20 protein-coding genes are annotated in these 17817 nt (G+C 64.2%); 13 read left to right on the top strand and 7 right to left on the bottom strand.

Translation table 11 applies throughout. The annotated features are described in order from the left end of the window. The first annotated feature begins 136 nt into the window (after positions 1-136). The 3 genes from B5V03_RS35305 (at position 137) to B5V03_RS35295 (ending at position 2501) form a co-directional block, all read left to right on the top strand. On the top strand, positions 137-1708 hold the full coding sequence (locus tag B5V03_RS35305) for a DEAD/DEAH box helicase (RefSeq protein WP_129275001.1): 1572 nt from the start codon (positions 137-139) through the stop codon (positions 1706-1708). A 23-nt stretch (positions 1709-1731) separates the two neighbouring features. Then, a complete protein-coding gene (infA, locus tag B5V03_RS35300; RefSeq protein ID WP_129275000.1) occupies positions 1732-2019 on the top strand; it encodes a translation initiation factor IF-1 in 288 nt (95 codons plus the stop codon). A gap of 269 nt (positions 2020-2288) precedes the next feature. Continuing rightward, positions 2289-2501 (top strand): cold-shock protein, encoded by a 213-nt coding sequence (locus B5V03_RS35295; protein ID WP_028170322.1) that lies wholly within the window; start codon positions 2289-2291, stop codon positions 2499-2501. A 92-nt stretch (positions 2502-2593) separates the two neighbouring features. Here B5V03_RS35295 and B5V03_RS35290 read toward each other — a convergent pair whose 3' ends face one another. The 4 genes from B5V03_RS35290 to B5V03_RS35275 all read right to left on the bottom strand — a co-directional run bounded on the left by B5V03_RS35290 (position 2594) and on the right by B5V03_RS35275 (position 5462). Continuing rightward, a complete protein-coding gene (locus B5V03_RS35290; RefSeq protein WP_129274999.1) occupies positions 2594-3172 on the bottom strand; it encodes a TadE/TadG family type IV pilus assembly protein in 579 nt (192 codons plus the stop codon). A gap of 2 nt (positions 3173-3174) precedes the next feature. Next, complete coding sequence (locus B5V03_RS35285) at positions 3175-3759, bottom strand: TadE/TadG family type IV pilus assembly protein (protein WP_129274998.1); 585 nt, start codon at positions 3757-3759, stop codon at positions 3175-3177. A 227-nt stretch (positions 3760-3986) separates the two neighbouring features. Continuing rightward, complete coding sequence (locus tag B5V03_RS35280; RefSeq protein ID WP_129274997.1) at positions 3987-4484, bottom strand: pilus assembly protein N-terminal domain-containing protein; 498 nt, start codon at positions 4482-4484, stop codon at positions 3987-3989. 150 nt (positions 4485-4634) lie between these two features. Beyond that, positions 4635-5462, bottom strand: a complete 828-nt coding sequence (locus tag B5V03_RS35275; protein WP_129274996.1) for a sterol desaturase family protein — start codon at positions 5460-5462, stop codon at positions 4635-4637. A 270-nt stretch (positions 5463-5732) separates the two neighbouring features. Between B5V03_RS35275 and B5V03_RS35270 the strand changes: the two genes are divergently transcribed. The 10 genes from B5V03_RS35270 (at position 5733) to B5V03_RS35230 (ending at position 14661) form a co-directional block, all read left to right on the top strand. Continuing rightward, on the top strand, positions 5733-5897 hold the full coding sequence (locus tag B5V03_RS35270) for a Flp family type IVb pilin (RefSeq protein ID WP_129274995.1): 165 nt from the start codon (positions 5733-5735) through the stop codon (positions 5895-5897). A 76-nt stretch (positions 5898-5973) separates the two neighbouring features. Next, on the top strand, positions 5974-6114 hold the full coding sequence (locus B5V03_RS41850; protein WP_164988495.1) for a hypothetical protein: 141 nt from the start codon (positions 5974-5976) through the stop codon (positions 6112-6114). 131 nt (positions 6115-6245) lie between these two features. Beyond that, the gene (locus B5V03_RS35265) at positions 6246-6770 is read left to right on the top strand and encodes an A24 family peptidase (protein WP_129274994.1); all 525 of its coding nucleotides are present in this window, start codon (positions 6246-6248) and stop codon (positions 6768-6770) included. 126 nt (positions 6771-6896) lie between these two features. After that, positions 6897-7694, top strand: coding sequence for a Flp pilus assembly protein CpaB (gene cpaB / locus B5V03_RS35260; protein WP_164988499.1), 798 nt, complete (start codon positions 6897-6899; stop codon positions 7692-7694). Between the two features lie 11 nt (positions 7695-7705). Further along, positions 7706-9181 carry a type II and III secretion system protein family protein gene (locus B5V03_RS35255; protein ID WP_164988498.1) on the top strand — a complete coding sequence of 492 codons (1476 nt, stop codon included), beginning with the start codon at positions 7706-7708 and terminating at the stop codon, positions 9179-9181. A 20-nt stretch (positions 9182-9201) separates the two neighbouring features. Beyond that, on the top strand, positions 9202-9936 hold the full coding sequence (locus B5V03_RS35250) for a CpaD family pilus assembly protein (protein WP_129274991.1): 735 nt from the start codon (positions 9202-9204) through the stop codon (positions 9934-9936). Then, positions 9933-11201 (top strand): AAA family ATPase, encoded by a 1269-nt coding sequence (locus B5V03_RS35245; RefSeq protein ID WP_129274990.1) that lies wholly within the window; start codon positions 9933-9935, stop codon positions 11199-11201. The genes B5V03_RS35250 and B5V03_RS35245 overlap by 4 nt, the downstream gene beginning before the upstream one ends. Positions 11202-11219: 18 nt before the next feature. Further along, positions 11220-12683, top strand: a complete 1464-nt coding sequence (locus B5V03_RS35240) for a CpaF family protein (RefSeq protein ID WP_129274989.1) — start codon at positions 11220-11222, stop codon at positions 12681-12683. A 16-nt stretch (positions 12684-12699) separates the two neighbouring features. Continuing rightward, positions 12700-13677, top strand: coding sequence for a type II secretion system F family protein (locus tag B5V03_RS35235; protein ID WP_129274988.1), 978 nt, complete (start codon positions 12700-12702; stop codon positions 13675-13677). Between the two features lie 9 nt (positions 13678-13686). Continuing rightward, positions 13687-14661: a type II secretion system F family protein gene (locus tag B5V03_RS35230; RefSeq protein WP_129274987.1), complete on the top strand. Its 975-nt coding sequence runs from the start codon at positions 13687-13689 to the stop codon at positions 14659-14661. A gap of 56 nt (positions 14662-14717) precedes the next feature. Here B5V03_RS35230 and B5V03_RS35225 read toward each other — a convergent pair whose 3' ends face one another. The 3 genes from B5V03_RS35225 to B5V03_RS35215 all read right to left on the bottom strand — a co-directional run bounded on the left by B5V03_RS35225 (position 14718) and on the right by B5V03_RS35215 (position 17629). Beyond that, positions 14718-15539 carry a tetratricopeptide repeat protein gene (locus B5V03_RS35225; protein ID WP_129274986.1) on the bottom strand — a complete coding sequence of 274 codons (822 nt, stop codon included), beginning with the start codon at positions 15537-15539 and terminating at the stop codon, positions 14718-14720. A gap of 90 nt (positions 15540-15629) precedes the next feature. Then, positions 15630-17132, bottom strand: coding sequence for a metallophosphoesterase family protein (locus tag B5V03_RS35220; protein WP_129274985.1), 1503 nt, complete (start codon positions 17130-17132; stop codon positions 15630-15632). A 293-nt stretch (positions 17133-17425) separates the two neighbouring features. Next, positions 17426-17629 (bottom strand): hypothetical protein, encoded by a 204-nt coding sequence (locus B5V03_RS35215; protein WP_092032077.1) that lies wholly within the window; start codon positions 17627-17629, stop codon positions 17426-17428. Between the last annotated feature and the right edge of the window lie 188 nt (positions 17630-17817).

The raw sequence follows: 17817 nt of genomic DNA, 5'->3' as shown, positions 1-17817 counted from the left end.
TGCGAATCAAGGGGTCGTAGCGAGCCGCGTGTTCTTAAGCCCTTACGGGCCTCTGGCTTGCCCCACCCCATCAAGCCATCCGACACCCCAAACACGCAGGTGTCCTCACGACACCCTTCTGCGTGCGCCGCGCTGAATGCGCCGGGCGACCGCATTTGACATGGAAAGAACCCATCTTTTGACTTCGTTTCAGGACTTCGGCCTCGCCGAACCGATCGCACGCGCTCTCACCGAAGAGAATTACGTCACTCCCACCCCGATCCAGGCCCAGACCATCCCGACCGCGCTGACCGGCCGCGACGTCGTCGGCATCGCCCAGACCGGCACCGGCAAGACCGCCTCCTTCGCGCTGCCGATCCTGCACCGCCTGCTCGAGAACCGCATCAAGCCGCAGCCCAAGACCTGCCGCGTCCTGGTGCTCTCGCCCACCCGCGAGCTTTCGGGGCAGATCCTCGACAGCTTCAACGCCTATGGCCGCCACATCCGCCTGTCCTCGACGCTTGCCATCGGCGGCGTGCCGATGGGTCGCCAGGTCCGCGCGCTGATGCAGGGCGTGGACGTGCTGGTCGCCACCCCTGGCCGCTTGCTCGACCTCGTGCAGAGCAACGGGCTGAAGCTTGGCAGCGTCGAATTCCTCGTGCTCGACGAGGCCGACCGCATGCTCGACATGGGCTTCATCAACGACATCCGCAAAATCGTCGCCAAGCTGCCGATCAAGCGGCAGACGCTGTTCTTCTCGGCCACTATGCCGAAGGACATCGCCGAGCTCGCCGACGCCATGCTGCGTGATCCCGCCCGCGTCGCCGTGACTCCGGTCTCCTCGACCGTGGAGCGCATCCAGCAGCGCATTATCCAGGTCGATTTCTCGGCCAAACCGACGTTCCTTGCCAAGCTGTTGAAACAAGAGCCGGTCAACCGCGCCTTGGTTTTCACCCGCACCAAGCACGGCGCCGACAAGGTCGTGAAGACGCTTGAGAAGGCCGGCATTCCCGCCAGCGCCATCCATGGCAACAAGTCGCAGAACCATCGCGAGCGCACGCTGGCGCAGTTCCGCACTGGCGAGATCCGCACGCTGGTCGCCACCGACATCGCCGCCCGTGGCATCGATGTCGACGGCATCACCCACGTCATCAATTTCGACCTGCCCAACGTGCCCGAGACCTATGTGCACCGCATCGGCCGCACCGCGCGCGCCGGCGCCGAGGGCACTGCGATCTCGCTGGTCGCAGGCGGCGAGGAGCTCAGCTATCTCCGCGACATCGAGCGGCTGATCAAGGTGACGCTGCCGCGCGAGGATCTCCGCACCGACGCCGGCCGCCGCGATGCGGGTCCTCCCGCGCCGCAGCAAAGACAGGGTCGAGGCGGCCGCCCGGGCCAGCGTCCGCAGGGCGCACGGCACGGCGGTGACGGACGACGAGGGGACGAAAGGCATGCCGACGGACGCCACCATAGCGCTGGCAAGCAGGGCGACGGACGCCACGGCGAAGGACGGCATGCTGAAGGAAGGCCTGATGCAAGGCCCGGCAATGGCCCGAAGGGTTCTGGCCGCCGCCGGCCCGGCGGTAAGCCGCATTCTTCGCCAAACGATCGGTCAGAACAGCGTCCTGCGCATAGCGCAGGCAAGCCTGATGGGATACAAGGCGTTGCCTTTTTGCGCCGCGAGAGTCGGCCGAACGGCCAACCGACCCGCAAACCCCAATCGCACTAGCCGTCCACGACCTGGAGAAATTCATGGCTAAGGAAGAGCTGATCCAGTTCGAAGGACTGGTCACCGAAATCCTCCCCGACGCACGCTACCGCGTGCAACTCGACGCCGGACACGAGATCGTCGCCTACACCGCCGGCAAGATGAAGAAGAACCGCATCAAGACGCTGGCGGGCGACCGCGTGACGGTGGAGATGTCGCCCTACGACCTCGAGAAGGGCCGGCTGATTTTCCGCCACAAGGACGAACGTCTCAGCGGGGTGGGCGGACCTCCCCGTCCTGGACAGCGCGGTGGCCAGTTCCGCCGCCGCTGATCCACTTCCAGCGCCTCAGTTGTGGAACTAAAATTCTGACCTGTATGCTGATCCGCCGTGGACACCACGGCGGATCAAAAAATCGTGCACCTCAGGATTGTTTCGAGACCCCGTTTCCAATAAAATAAGCCCATCGATTTTCGGCCGGACGACATTAGCATCCACCGGTACAGCCGGTTCAGACACGCTGACGACCCTTCCAAAAATTCGATCTAACCTGCCTGCGCGAGCGGGCTCTGACATTGTGTATTTGAGAAGGGACTACCCCCATGAGCATGGGAACCGTGAAGTGGTTTAACGCGACCAAGGGCTTCGGCTTCATCCAGCCCGACGATGGCGGCCAGGACGTGTTCGTTCACATCAGCGCCGTCGAGCGTGCGGGCCTCGGCACGCTGCGCGAAGGCCAGAAGGTCTCCTACGAGATCGTCGCCGACCGCCGCTCTGGCAAGTCGGCCGCGGACAATCTGCGTTCCGCCGGCTGAAGCTCGCCGGGCGTTGGCCCGGACGAACCAAGAAACAGAAAAGGCCGTGCGGTACGCACGGCCTTTTTTCATGCACGAAAAAACGGCGGCGCTCAGTAAGTCGTGCAAGCCGTGGCAGGGCTGTAATAGACGCAGGTGGATTGGCGCGGGCGGGTATAGGAGACGTCGCTCAGGGTGATCGAGCTCTTGAGCACATAGCCGACCGACGGCGTGTAGGTGTAGTTGACCTCGCTGAAGATCAGATAGGTGCCGCCGACCGCGAGCGTCGAGGGAATCGTGACCGCGGATTTCTGCGTCCGCGGCACCGATCCCTTGCTCCACTGCACATGCGCCTGCAGGGTCGAGGGATCGACATAGAGCTCGCTGATCGTCGCCGTCACCGGCGAGCTGTCATAGGGCGTCATGATGCCGGTCGAAGCGGCGAAGAAATTGGTCATGTCGGTATCGCCGACAGAGGTCGACTGCGAGGTGAGGTCCGACAGCGTCCGCGCCATCAGCGTGACCTTGCGATCGATCGCCACGGCCGACGAGAATTCCACCGTGCCGAAGAACATCACCAGCATCAGCGGCACGATCACCGCGAATTCGGTCGCCGCCAGACCTCTGCCGTCGGCAAGGAATTCGTACGCCGTGAGACGCGTCGTCCGCCAGAATTTCGTAATCGCCTGCATCGCTAGGGTCCGTAAGGCTCGTTTTTGAACGCGGCCGTGGCCACCAGCAGCCGCTTGCTACCGGAGAGATTGGAAATGTTGTAGCCGAGCCCGGTGACGAAGAGCGGCCACTGATAGAACAGCCGCACCACCACGATGTCGCCCGAACTGCCCGGGCTATAGCCCATGGACGTGTCGAAATTTCCTGAGCCGTTGATGTGGCTCGGCAGCGTCACCGCCGAGAAGGACGAGAAGCTCGAGACGTCGACATAGAGGCTGTTGCAGTCGAACAGCGCCGGGATCTGGCTACAGACATAGGTCTTGAACGTCGTTTGCGTGCAGGGCGAGCTCACGCCGGAGACCGCGCAGGCCGTCACCGAGCCGGATTGCGCCTGCCCGGTCAGCACCACGCGCGCCGAATTCTGCGTGATGGTCTCGAGCACCTGGCCTGCGAAGAACATGAGCGCCGTCTCGATGATGGCGAACAGCAGCGCGAAGAAGATCGGCGCGACCAGCGCGAACTCGACGGCGGCAGAGCCACGGCGGCTGCCACGAAACCGGCGCAGCGCGGCGAGAAACGTGAATCTCCTAGGTGCAGGCGATGGCATCGCGTCAAATTCCCCGGCGGCAATCATCTGCTTCGTTCAATAGCGGAAACTGATTGTTTAAGTGTTTCAGGCGAAACGCACCCGGCGGACCGCACCGTCAAGGATGCGTTAACTACGAACGATCCGAAGGAGATGGAAAAGGGCGAACCTGAAGCGGGCTCCTCATCGCGCGCGTGTCCGGACCGGATCATGGGATCCAGCCCGGGCAAAGCCACCGATCGGTTTTGCTAGTTGGTTTTGGCGCCCGCGCCGGCGCCGCCGCTGGCACTGCTGCTCAGCGAACCGGCCTGGTTCATGGTGTTGTTGAAGTAGTTGTCGCTGTCGCCCAGCGTCACGCGGCGCTGGCACTGCGGCACGCAGCTGTAGGACTCTCGCTCGATCCCGCGATAGACGGTGACGAGCCGGTCGCTCGGACCTTCGACCTGGATCTGGCGATCCACCAGGATCTCGCCGCCCCGGTCGAGCGCAATGAAATTGGTGGCGCCGTAGCCCTTGCCCGTCACGACGATCATGCCGCCGGGCTGGAGCGTGACGTCGGCGATCAGGGGATTGCCGACCACGATGGTCGCCACCTTGCCCGGCAGCCGGACCAGCTTGGCCTGGTCGACATTGACGGCGATGGTCTCGGCGGTGGGCTCGGCAAGGCCGGCAGCCGGCGATGCCAGCACCGCGGCCGCAACCAGAAGACAGACGCGCGCATGACGGCGCAGCAGTTCTTTACGCATACTCTTACCCCCGGGACGTCACAAACCGGCAGAAGCGACTGGATACAGCGGAGCCGGTGCCCGACCCCGCTAACCTGCCCTCAATTCGTGAACGTTCCGCAAATTCGCCGACTATTGTTTGAACGGACTGATGTTTTCGTACACCCCGCTCTAGCGGCGGAACGGATAGGCGAGCTGGCCCGCGATCTCCTTCGGCATGGTCGCTTCGTCCTTGCCGTAATCCTGCGGCAGCTGCCCCTCCGGCATGCGGAAGGTGCCGAACAGCACGTCCCAGATCGGGAACGTGCCAGCGAAATTGGTGTCGCCGCCGTCTTCGAGCGGGGTGTGGTGCCAGCGGTGGAACACCGGCGTCGCCAGCACGTATCTGAACGGCCCGAAGGTCCAGTTCAAATTGGCGTGCACGAAGGCCGAATGGAAGGTCGTGAACGGAGCGACCCAGACCATGACGTTCGGGGAGATGCCGGCCATCAGCAGCACGACGTCGACCCCGATCGTGCCGAGCACGAGGTTGACGGGATGGAAGCGGGCCGCCGAGATCCAGCTGATCTCCTCCGAGGAGTGATGGATCGCATGATACTTCCAGAACTCACCGCCATGGAAAAGCCGGTGCAGCCAGTACAGCATGAAATCGGACAGGACCAGGAACAGCACGGCCTGCATCCAGAGCGGCAATTGCGCCAGCGGGCCGTGGCCGTTGTCGTAGAAGGCGATGAGATCGTCGGCGTCATGGATGTTGAACAAAAGGCTCGCACCAACGATCAGGAGCCCGATCCGCATGGTGCGCGCGAACACCGGAACGAAGAACCAGTAGCAGATGTCGGTGATGATCTCCCGCTTGCGCCACCACGGCACACCGGGATTGCAGGCCCAGAAGTACTCGAGGACCGTGAAGATCAGCGCGAGCACGAAGGTGACGGGGACCACCTTCGCGATGGTCTCGCCGAGCATCAGCGCGACTTGCATGGGCAGGCTCGACATCGTCGCCTCTCTTCCGAAATAGCTGGTCCGCCTTAGGCCTACTCCGTGAAATTTAAGGGAGGGTGAAGCCTGTGGGACGCTTGCGGCGGATCCGGAACCGGAGCGAATTGCGACGGGCGCCTTAAGGTGAAATTCACTTTGGGCACAAGCATCGAGCAGGATTGGGCTTTGCACGGTCGAATTAACTCTACCGAAAGAGCTCGGCTCTCATGGTCACAGCGTCAAAGACAGCGCCGAACGAGGCGATCCAACCCAGATGGAGTTATGTTCATGAAGAACCTGATTGCGCGCTTCGCCAAGGATGAATCCGGCGCCACCGCTATCGAATACGGTCTGATCGCCGCCGGCATCGCGTTGGCCATCATCACCGTCGTCAACAACCTCGGCAGCACGCTGAACACCAAGTTCGGTTCGATCAGCACCTCGCTGAAGTAAGCGACCGACCAGCGATGGCAAAAGCCCCGGACCTCCGGGGCCTTTGTTTTTTTGAGCACGGCGAGTTCCAGTGGCGTTGCGCGAGCACAGACCCGATGCCGCGGTTGCGGCGAGCAAGGCGGAGACGGTGCAGACCGGCTCGCCGGCGTACTGGGTCTGCGTTGCCCTGCTGCTTGCGACGGTCGCACTCGCCGCGCGCATTGCCAGCCTCTGGTGAGCACGCTCACGGGTTCCGCTTCTTGCGGCCGCTGCCGCCGTTGTCGGTTTGTTTAGCTCTGCCGGCTAGCATCGCCCGACGCCGGATCCCGCGGCGAGCCCAAGATTAATACCAAGCTCAAGACGCAGCCCATGATCCTCGACCTCGCGCGCCTTCTGCTGTTTCCCGCCCTGATGGCGTTCGCCGCCGCGAGCGATCTCTTCACGATGACGATCTCGAACCGAGTCTCGCTGGCGCTGGTCGCGGGCTTCTTCGTGCTCGCCTTCGCCGGTGGCATGGCACCTTACGAGATGCTGAGCCATGTCGGCGCCGGCGCGCTGCTCCTGGTCGTGGCCTTCGGCTGCTTCGCGATGGGCTGGATGGGCGGCGGCGACGCCAAGGTCGCAGCTTCTGTCGCGCTCTGGTTCGGCTTCGCCCAGTTGATGGACTTCCTGCTCTACGCTTCGCTGTTCGGCGGAGCGCTGACGCTTCTTCTGCTCCAGTTCCGGCAATGGCCATTGCCTTACGGGCTGGCGGGCCAGGCCTGGCTGGCACGACTGCACGACAAGGAGAGCGGCATCCCCTACGGGATCGCGCTCACGCTTGGCGCGCTGATGGTCTACCCGGAGACCGGATGGGTGAAGGCGATCGACCTCGCACACCTCGCACTGCGCTGAACACACCGGGTAACCCGGCGTTAAGCCGATTTAGATACGCCTCATTAACCATGCTTTGACGAATAGCTGGTCAACTGCCGATTACGGCGGCGGCAGCGTCGCGGCGTTTTGTGGAAAGTGAAGCGTATGAATAGGGCCCGCATAGTCGTCCTGACGGTCGCCATCTGCGCCGGCGGTGTCGCCGCGTATCTGGCGAGCGGCTCGGACAATTCTGCGCCGCCGCCGGCTCCGGTCGCGCAGCTTCCCACCGTCGACGTGCTGGTGGCCAAGAACGACATCGGCCTCGGCCAGACCGTCAAGCCGGAAGACGTGCAATGGCAGACCTGGCCGGCCGCAACCGCCAGCGCCACCTTCATCCGCCGCAACGAGCGTCCCGAGGGCGCAACTCAGGTGACCGGCTCGATCGCGCGCGCTCCCTTCATCCAGGGTGAGCCGATCCGCGACCAGAAGCTGGTCAAGCCCGAGGGCTCCGGCTTCATGGCGGCCATCCTGCCCACCGGCATGCGCGCGATCTCGACCGAGATCTCGCCGGAGACGGGCGCCGGCGGCTTCATCCTGCCCAACGATCGCGTCGACGTCCTTCTGACCCGCCGCCTCAAGAACCCCGACCAGAGCAGCGGCGCGCCTGACGTCGTCACCTCCGAGATCATCCTGACCAATGTTCGCGTGCTCGCCATCGACCAGGCTCCGAAGGAGAAGGAGGGCCAGAACGCAGTGGTCGGCAAGACCGTGACTCTCGAGCTCAATCCGTCGCAGACCCAGGTGCTCACTTCGGGCCGCCAGGCCGGAACGCTGTCGCTGGCGCTACGCAGCATCGTCGACGTCAAGATGAGCGAGATCACGCTCGACGATTCCGCACAGAAGCGCGATGGCGTTTCGATCATTCGCTACGGTATCCCAAGCTCGACGGCAAAGGCACGATGAGGACTGTCGATATGAAATGCAGGGCAGATCTGGCGACGATGCGAACCTCCGTGGTCCGCGCCCTGTCGTTCTCGGCCGCCCTCGCGCTGGTGCTCAACCCGGCGCTGACCCCCGTGGTCGCCGCCGATTACCGTCCGGGGACGCAGGTTGCCGCCGACGGCCAGATGAACGCGCGTTTCCTCTCGCTCGGTGTCGGCAAGTCGATCGTCATCGACCTGCCGCGCGACATCAAGGACGTGCTGGTCGCAGATCCCAAGATCGCGAACGCGGTGGTGCGCTCGGCGCAGCGCGCCTACATCATCGGCGCCTCGGTCGGCCAGACCAACATCGTGTTCTTCGATTCCGCCGGCCAGCAGATCGCGGCCTATGATATCGCGGTCAAGCGCGACCTCAACGGCGTGCGGGCCGCCCTGAAGCAAGTCCTGCCCAATTCCGACATCCAGATCGACGGACTCGGCGACGGCATCGTCCTGACCGGCACTGCGGCGAACCCGATGGAGGCGCAGCAGGCCAACGAGCTCGCCGCGCGCCTCACCGGCGACGCCGGCAAGGTGGTGAATTCGATCGTCGTCCGCGGCCGCGACCAGGTCATGCTCAAGGTGACCGTCGCCGAGGTCCAGCGCAATATAGTCAAGCAGCTCGGCATCGACCTCACCGCGAACCTGAACTACGGCACCTCGGTGGTGAGCTTCACCAACTCCAACCCGTTCACGGCTCTCGGTCGCAACCTCGTCGACGGCAACAATCTGACTACGAAGTTCGGCGCGACGCCGTCGGTGCAGGCCACCCTGCGCGCGATGGAAACCGCGGGCGTGATCCGGACGCTGGCCGAGCCGAACCTGACCGCGATCTCCGGTGAGTCCGCGACCTTCATCGCCGGCGGCGAATTCCCGGTCCCGGCGGGCTATGCGTGCGACCCGACCACGCATGTCTGTACCACCCAGATCAGCTTCAAGAAGTTCGGCATTTCGCTCAATTTCACCCCCGTCGTTCTGAGCGAGGGCAAGATCAGCCTGCGGGTGATGACCGAGGTCTCGGAACTGTCGAACGAAAATGCGATCACGCTGTCCCAGGCCGTGACCTCGACGTCGGTGAACTCGCTGACGGTGCCCTCGATCAGGACCCGCCGCGCCGAGACCTCGCTGGAGATACCCTCCGGCGGCGCGATGGCGATGGCCGGCCTGATCCAGCAGCAGACCAAGCAGGCGGTGAGCGGATTGCCGGGACTGATGCAGCTCCCGATCCTCGGCACGCTGTTCCGCAGCCGCGACTTCGTCAATAACGCAACCGAGCTGGTCGTGATCGTGACGCCCTATATCGTTCGCGCAGTGGCGCAGAAGGACCTGTCGCGGCCGGATGACGGCTTCTCGGCGCCCGCCGATCCGCAGGCCGAGCTGCTCGGCAACATCAACCGCATCTACGGCGTGCCCGGTAAAACCGAGCCGGCACGCAACTACCGCGGCACCTACGGTTTCATCACCGATTGAAGCGGAACGGGGACTTCACGATGACCACAAGACCACCCCAGCTTCGCAAACGCGCCATCGGCCTCGGTGGCGCGCTCGTCGGCATCGCGCTTGCGCTCGGCGGCTGCCAGCACGACGAGGTGACGACCGCCTCCATTCCCGACGACTACAAGCAGCGTCATCCGATCGCGATCGAGGAACAGAACCGCTCGATCGTCGTCTTCGTCGGCCATGCCCGCGGCGGCTTGAGCGCCGCCCAACGCGCCGACGTGATGGGCCTGGCATCGACCTGGCTGCACGAAGGCACCGGCGCCATCCATATCGATACCCCGTCCGGCACGCCCAACGCGCGCCCGGTCGCGGAAACGATGCGTGAGATCCAGTCGATGCTGGCGGCCGCGGGCGTTCCGCCGCGCGGCGTCACCGTTCGCACCTACCAGCCGGGAGACAAGCGCTTCCTACCGCCGATCCGGCTGACATATTCCAGGATCGCCGCCGTCGCCGGTCCATGCGGCCTGTGGCCGGAGGACATCGGCCCCTCGATGAAGAACAAGAGCTGGTTCGAGAACAAGGACTATTACAATTACGGCTGCTCCTATCAGCGCAACATGGCAGCCATGATCGACAATCCGTCGGACCTCGAGCAGCCGCGTTCCGAAACGCCGTCCTACACGACACGGCGCACCGCCGCTTTCGAGAAATACCGCAAGGGCAATCCGACCTCGGTTACCTATCCTGAGGCCGAGAAGGCCAAACTCAGCGACACCGGCAAATGATCAGTTACGCTCGCCAGACACACGAAGAGCAGCCGGACGCATCCCTCCCGCCGGTCGAGGAGCATATTGCGCCCGCACCGCGCGTTTCGGTCCAGGCCTTCTGCGAGACCGTGGAGACCGCCGCCGCAGTGCAGTCGGCCGGCGAGGACCGCCGCCTCGGCAAGGCTCACTTGAAGATTCAGATGGGCGGCATGGCGGCCGCGATCGAAGCCTACCGCTCAGCCCCCACGCCGAACGTGATCGTGATCGAGAGCGACGGCCGCAACGACCTCCTGGGCGGACTCGACCAGCTCGCCACTGTCTGCGACGCCGGCACCCGCGTGGTCGTGATCGGCCGCATCAACGACGTCACGCTCTACCGCGAGCTGGTGCGCCGCGGCGTCAGCGACTACGTGCTCGCGCCAGTCGGCGCGATCGAAGTCGTGCGCTCGATCTGCAACCTGTTCTCGGCACCGGAAGCCAAGGCAGTCGGCCGCATCATCGCCGTGGTCGGCGCCAAGGGCGGCGTCGGCGCCTCCACCATCTCCCACAATGTCGCCTGGGCGATTGCGCGCGACCTCGCGATGGACGCGGTCGTCGCCGATCTCGACCTTGCCTTCGGCACGGCCGGCCTCGACTATAACCAGGACCCGCCGCAGGGCATTGCAGACGCCGTGTTCTCGCCAGACCGCGTCGATACGGCCTTCATCGACCGTCTGCTGTCGAAATGCACCGACCATCTCAGCCTGCTGGCGGCGCCGGCGACGCTTGACCGGGTCTATGATTTCGGCTCCGACGCCTTCGACGCCGTGTTCGACACGCTGCGCTCCACCATGCCCTGCATCGTGCTCGACATCCCGCATCAATGGTCGGGCTGGACCAAGCGCGCCCTGATCGGAGCCGACGACATCCTGATCGTGGCGGCGCCCGACCTCGCCAATTTGCGCAATACCAAGAACCTGTTCGACCTTCTGAAGGCCGCGCGGCCCAACGACCGGCCACCGCTCTACTGCCTGAACCAGGTCGGCGTCCCGAAAAGGCCCGAAATCGCCGCCGCGGAGTTCGCCAAGGCGATCGAGAGCCAGCCGGTCGTCTCGATCCCGTTCGAGCCGCAGATCTTCGGGTCGGCGGCCAACAACGGCCAGATGATCGCGGAGATATCCGCCAACCACAAGTCGATCGAGATGTTCCTCCAGATCGCCCAACGCCTGACCGGCCGCAGCGAGACGAAGAAACAAAAGTCGTCCTTGCTTTCACCCCTGATTGAGAAGTTGCGGCGAAAATAGGCCGCATGGAGTTGTTAAGTGTTCGGTAAGCGTAGCGGAACAGACACCGATACTCGGGCTCCCAAGCCCGGCGCCGGGTCGCCAGAGCCTGCCACGGCTCCGGCGCCGACGGTGTCGCGCGCGCCGCCCCCGCCGGCCATCGCCTCGCCGCCGCTCGCTCCGGCAAAGCCTGCGCCGACCATGGAGGCCCGCCGGTCCGACAATTATTACGAGGTCAAGGCGACCATCTTCGGCGCGCTGATCGAGGCCATCGACCTCGCCCAGCTCGCCAAGCTCGACTCCGAGTCCGCGCGCGAGGAAATCCGCGATATCGTCAACGAGATCATCGCGATCAAGAATATCGTGATGTCGATCGCAGAGCAGGAAGAGCTGCTCGACGACATCTGCAACGACGTGCTCGGCTACGGTCCGCTGGAGCCGCTGCTGTCGCGTGACGACATCGCCGACATCATGGTCAACGGCGCCAACACTGTCTTCATCGAAGTCAACGGCAAGATCCAGAAGACCGGCATCCGCTTCCGCGACAACCAGCAGCTGCTCAACATCTGCCAGCGCATCGTCAGCCAGGTCGGCCGGCGCGTCGACGAATCCTCGCCGATCTGCGACGCGCGCCTCGCCGACGGCTCCCGCGTCAACGCCATCGTACCGCCGCTGTCGATCGACGGCCCTGCGCTCACCATCCGCAAATTCAAGAAGGACAAGCTGACGCTGGATCAGCTCGTCAAGTTCGGCGCGATCTCGCCGGAAGGCGCCGAAATTCTCCAGATCATCGGCCGCGTCCGCTGCAACGTGCTGATCTCCGGCGGTACCGGCTCGGGCAAGACCACGCTGCTCAACTGCATGACCAATTATATCGAGCACGACGAGCGCGTCATCACCTGCGAGGACGCGGCCGAGCTCCAGCTCCAGCAGCCCCACGTGGTGCGGCTCGAAACCAGGCCGCCCAACATCGAGGGCGAAGGCCAGGTCACCATGCGTGAGCTGGTGCGCAACTGCCTGCGTATGCGCCCCGAACGCATCATCGTCGGCGAAGTCCGCGGCCCGGAGGCCTTCGATCTCCTCCAGGCCATGAACACCGGCCATGACGGCTCGATGGGCACGCTGCACGCCAACAATCCCCGCGAAGCGCTGTCGCGCTGCGAATCCATGATCACGATGGGTGGTTTCTCCCTGCCCTCGCGCACCATCCGCGAGATGATCTGCGCCTCGATCGACGTCATCGTCCAGGCCGCGCGTCTGCGCGACGGTTCGCGCCGCATCACCCACATCACCGAGGTGATGGGCATGGAAGGCGACACCATCATCACCCAGGACATCTTCCTCTACGACCTGGTCGGCGAGGACGCGAACGGCAAGATCATCGGCAAGCACCGGTCGACCGGCATCGGCCGTCCGAAATTCTGGGAGCGTGCGCGCTATTACGGCGAAGAGAAGCGCCTTGCCGCCGCGCTCGACGCCGCGGAAGTGGCACCGAATACGTGAGCAGGTCAGCGCAGCCATGAACATGCAGGTCCTCGCCCTCGCCTTCCTCGCCACCGCCGCCGTCGGTGGGATCGCCTGGGTCTTCCTTTATCCGCTGCTGTCCGGGGAGCGGAAGGCAGAGAACCGCCGCGCGTCGATCGCGCGCGCCGATGCGCCCGCGGCCAAGCAGACCGAGAAGAGCCAGCGATCGCGCCGTGAGCAAGTCGAGACCTCGCTGAAGGATCTCGAGGCACGGCGCCAGCAGGAGAAGAGTGTTCCGCTCAGCGTCCGCCTGTCGCAGGCAGGGCTCGACTGGACGACGCAGAAATTCTGGATCGTGTCCGCCGTCGTGGGCGGCGCGCTGTTTGCGGGCGCCATGTTCGCCGGTGGTGGCCTGCTCGGCGCCGCGGGGCTTGCCTTTGCCGGCGGCTTCGGCCTGCCGCGCTGGGCACTCGGCTTCCTGAAGAAGCGCCGCGAAACCAAGTTCCTGGCGGCGCTGCCCGATGCCGTCGATATCATCGTCCGGGGCATCAAGGCGGGCCTGCCGCTGTTCGAATCGATCAAGGTCGTCGCTGCGGACGCGCCCGAGCCGCTGCGCAGCGAGTTCCTGTCCATCATCGAGACGCAGGCGATCGGCATGCCGCTCGGCGAGGCCTGCTCGCGCCTCTACGAGCGCATGCCGCTGCCGGAAGCCAATTTCTTCGGCATCGTCATCTCGATCCAGCAGAAGTCGGGCGGCAACCTTTCCGAAGCGCTGGGCAACCTCTCCAAGGTGCTGCGTGACCGCAAGAAGATGAAGGAAAAGATCCAGGCCATGTCGATGGAAGCCAAGGCTTCGGCCGGCATCATCGGCTCGCTGCCGCCGATCGTGATGTTCCTCGTCTATCTGACGACGCCGCACTACATCTCGCTTCTGTGGACCCATCCCACCGGCCAGCTCATGCTGGTCGGCTGCGTCGTCTGGATGTCGGTCGGCATTATGGTGATGAAGAAGATGATCAACTTCGATTTCTGACGGTGCAACATGGTTGATTTCCTCATCACGAGACTGCATGACGTCCGCTTCATGACCATGCTGCTGGCGGCCATCGCCGCCAGCGCCACCGTCTATACGCTGGTGATGCCGCTGTTCGCCGGCGAAGGCCTGTCCAAGCGCATGAAGGCGGTGGCCAGCGAGCGTGAGCGCATCCGGCAGCGCGAGCGCGAACGCCTCCACAAGAACGAGAAAGTCTCGCTGCGCCAGACGCCGAAGCAGATCGTCTCCAAGGTCGTCGATGACTTCAACCTCACGAAATGGCTCGCGCAGGAAGCCGCGCGGGAAAAGCTCATCATGGCGGGCTACCGTGGCCAGGCGCCCTACATCACCTTCCTGTTCGCCCGCATGGTGACCCCGATCGTGCTGTTCGTCGGAACGGTCATCTACGTGTTCCTGATCGCGCACATGGAAAAGCCGATGCCCATCAAGATCGGCATCTGCGTCGGTGCCGCCTATCTCGGCCTTCAAGCGCCGATGCTGTTCCTCCGGAACGCGATCTCCAAGCGCCAGCTCTCGATCAAGCGCGCCTTTCCCGACGCGCTCGACCTGCTGCTGATCTGCATCGAATCCGGCATGTCGGTCGAAATGGCGTTCCGCAAGGTCGCCGTCGAAATCGTGGGCCAGTCCATCGCGCTGTCGGAAGAATTCACGCTGACCACGGCCGAGCTGTCCTATTTGCAGGACCGCAAGGTCGCGTACGAAAACCTGGCGAAGCGCACCGGGCTCGAAGGTGTCAAATCGGTGTGTCTCGCGCTTCAGCAGGCGGAGCGTTACGGCACCCCGCTGGGGCATTCCCTGCGCGTCATGGCGCAGGAAAACCGCGACATGCGCATGAACGAGGCCGAGAAGAAGGCTGCCGCGCTGCCGCCGAAGCTGACGGTACCGATGATCCTGTTCTTCCTGCCGGTGCTGTTCGTCGTCATTCTCGGCCCGACCGGCATCAAGATCTCCGATCTGCAGTGACGCGAGAGACGGACCGCAAGCGGTCCGCGATCGACGTCAAAAAATCAAGTCCTTGATCAGTCGGGCTGGCTGAGCGAGGCGACCGGCGTCCGCTTCGGCGCGCCGCGGGGGGCCTCGTTGCGGCTCAGCATTTCCTTCAGGTAGGCGACATTGGCCGCGGCCTGGTCCGGTGGCAGGTCCGCCTTCACGATGGTCTCGGCTTCCGGGAAGCGGCCCTGGAGGCCAACGACGAGGCCGAGATTCTGCCGCACCCGGCTGCTGGCACGCGGCGATGCGTAGGCCTGCCGCAGTGCCTCTTCGGCCTTGGGCAGATCCCTCGAGAGCATATAGGACAGGCCGATATTGGAGAGCACGCCGGGATCACCCGGCGCGATCTTTAGCGCGCTCGTATAGTAGGAACGCGCTTCGTCGTGACGACCCATCTGGTCGAGCGCGGTGCCCTGCACCGAGAGCAAGCGCCAATCCGGATTGTCGGGCGAATGCGCCTTCGACAACACGTCGAAGGCCTGCTGGAAATTACCGTTATCAGCGAGCGCACGGCCGTACTGGGCGAGCAGCGGCTTGTTGCCGGGATTGGCGATGGTGGCCTGCTCGAGCACGGCGACGGCCTGGGCGCGCTGACCGTTGGCGCGCAGGGCCTGGCCATAGCCGACCGCGGCCTCGGCGTCCTTGGGGTTGGCGCGGTAGCGCTCACCATAGACTTCGACGGCGCGCGCGGGATCGGTGGGGGCGGCGGGAGCAGCATCCGCGCGCGACCCGATCGAGCCGGTGACGTCGGAGAGTTTTGACATTGCCGCGCAGCCGCCGAGACTCATGGCCACCAGCGCGACAAGCGAGGCAGACGCGAGAAGCCGGGCAGGACTGAACCGTTGACGCATGACGCTTTGACTCTCGAGCGGATGGATCGAGTCGAACGCGCCAGCAATAGACTGTTAACCCTAATGGCCGGTTAACGCCGTCCCCGCCCCTCACGACGGTGTCTGCGGCGGCGCGTCCCCGCCGAGGCCCAGATCGAGGTCGAGCACTTTCACCTGCTCGTTCAGGTCCCGCAGCAACAGCAGCCTCTGTCGCGCCTGGGCCTCGACATCGATGCCGGCATGGGGAAGTCCGGGCCATTCGCGGCGGAGATCGTCGCGATTGACCTGACGCTTCGCGACGAGGTCGTCGAGCCGAGACGGTTCAATGCCGAGCACGGCGGCGGATTGCGCGATCAACCGGCGCAGCAGCCCTGCCACCGCGGCGAGCGCCGCAACGTCACGCTTGCGCCCGGACCTGGCGAGCTTGCCGTCGAGATCAGCCAGGGCATGCGAGGTGACGAGATAGGTGTGGAGCGCATTCGCCCAGTCCGTATCGCCGTCTGCGTAGAAGGCGCGGCGCGTCAGGAGCCGGCGGACCAGCGCCGTAACCTGCTCCCGCGTCAACGTCGCCATTGAAGCGATCTCGATTGCCGACTGGACGGCCCGGTCACGGGAATAATCCCGTCCTGCCGGCAGCCGGATCACACCATCCGGCAGGTTCGAATCGAGCGCGCGGAAGCCGCTATCGTTGCGCGGCCGCGAATAACGCGTGATCGCGAACCCATACTCGGAATTGTCGGCATGGGACATCGGAGCGAAATGGATGATGTTGAAGCCTGCATCATCGCCAGCCTGCCCGGTCGAAGACGGACAGGACAGCACGTAGATCGTGCGCCAGAACGCCTCATCGCCATCGCTCCGCGTCGCACGCGGTTCGGGAATCGAATAGCGCGTCAGTCCCTCGACATGCCGGTGTCCGTGCAGGACCAGGTTGACGTTGAGCGAGGTCGCCGCTTCGAGGAAGGTCGCGGGCGCGGCGAGATACATCAGCGGTTCGTCGGGCACGCCGAGAAACCGTTTTCCTTCTCCGGTCGCCTGCGGCAGCGGATGATGGTGCAGTGCCAGCACGCGCACCAGATTTTCCGTCGGCTCGGCATAATCGGCGCGCCCCGCAGACCCCATGCTGCCCGCAAGCTCGACGCTCAGCCTGGCGGAATCCACGACAAGCGCATGGTAGGTGGTCTCGTCGATATTGCCGCGCGCAAGCGTCGTCAGGCTCGCGCGGTTGGAATCCAGCAACACCAGATCGAGGCCGGCCTGCCGGTAATAGACGCTCTTCGAGGTCCGCGGCAGATGCAAATAATCATAGACGTCGTGACGGCCCCCGCGCTGGCTCGGCCGCTTGACGTCGTGATTGCCGGCAACCGCCTGGATGTCGGTGAATAGCCCGCTCTGCCGGAAGGACGCGATGACGGCGAGCGCCTCGTCGAGCGCGCGCGGCGTCGGGTCGTCGACGAGGTCACCCGTGATCAGCAGGATGCGATCGGGAACATCTTCGAAGCCCGCCATCCTCTCCCGGAGCGCGGCACTGAGCGCCTCGATCGTCGCAAGCAGCCGTCCTGACCCGTCCAGATGCAGGTCGGAGATCTGCGCAATAACGAACGATCTATCCATTTTGCGCCGCTCATTGCGAATGCTGCGCCGCCCAAACGATCAGAGAAATGCCTTCGCGAGAAGATTCAGCCAAGTTTCGGCCCCGGGCAAGGACTACCCCCGGCAAGTATCAATCGTATGCCGCTACGCTACTGCATGCGATGAGTGCAGCGCCGCGCCGAACAATTTAAAATATTCCTCAATCATGCCACAACCGCAGCGCTAGTAAAGCCCCGCGGTCGCGCTCTCGTGAACGACAGTTCTCAACGTGGATAGCTACGAGATCCGGCCGTCGCCGGTTTCGCTTCGCCCGATCAATATTCGATGGCCATGCGCTTGCGGATTTCGTCGATGCGCTTGTCGAGCGCATCGAAGCGCGCGTGGACGGAGCGGTCGTGGAGATAGAAGACGTAGCCGCCGGCCAGGAACGCGAAGATCCAATGATGGTGCTCGACATAGCCAAAGATCGCCTCGACGGCCTGGCCAATGAACGTGACCACGCTCCACACGAATTCCATCGCATTTCCTCCCGGCAGACTTGCTTTCGGCCGCCCGCGATCTCTCCGTCCGGGGGCCGTTTTTCGGAACCTAGCATGGCCCCCCAGTTGCGAGTAGCGGCTCGCTGAACGGTGACAGCGAAGCCGATTGCAGCCGCAGCAAAACTCTGCGAAGTCTCGTCCGTTCGCTGACCTGCTTGATCTGACGA

The sequence above is a fragment of the Bradyrhizobium betae genome, from assembly GCF_004123905.1.
Taxonomy (GTDB): Bacteria; Pseudomonadota; Alphaproteobacteria; order Rhizobiales; family Xanthobacteraceae; genus Bradyrhizobium; species Bradyrhizobium betae_A.
The sequence above is the reverse complement of the archived record's forward strand: the minus strand, read 5'-3'. Positions and strand labels throughout refer to the sequence as shown.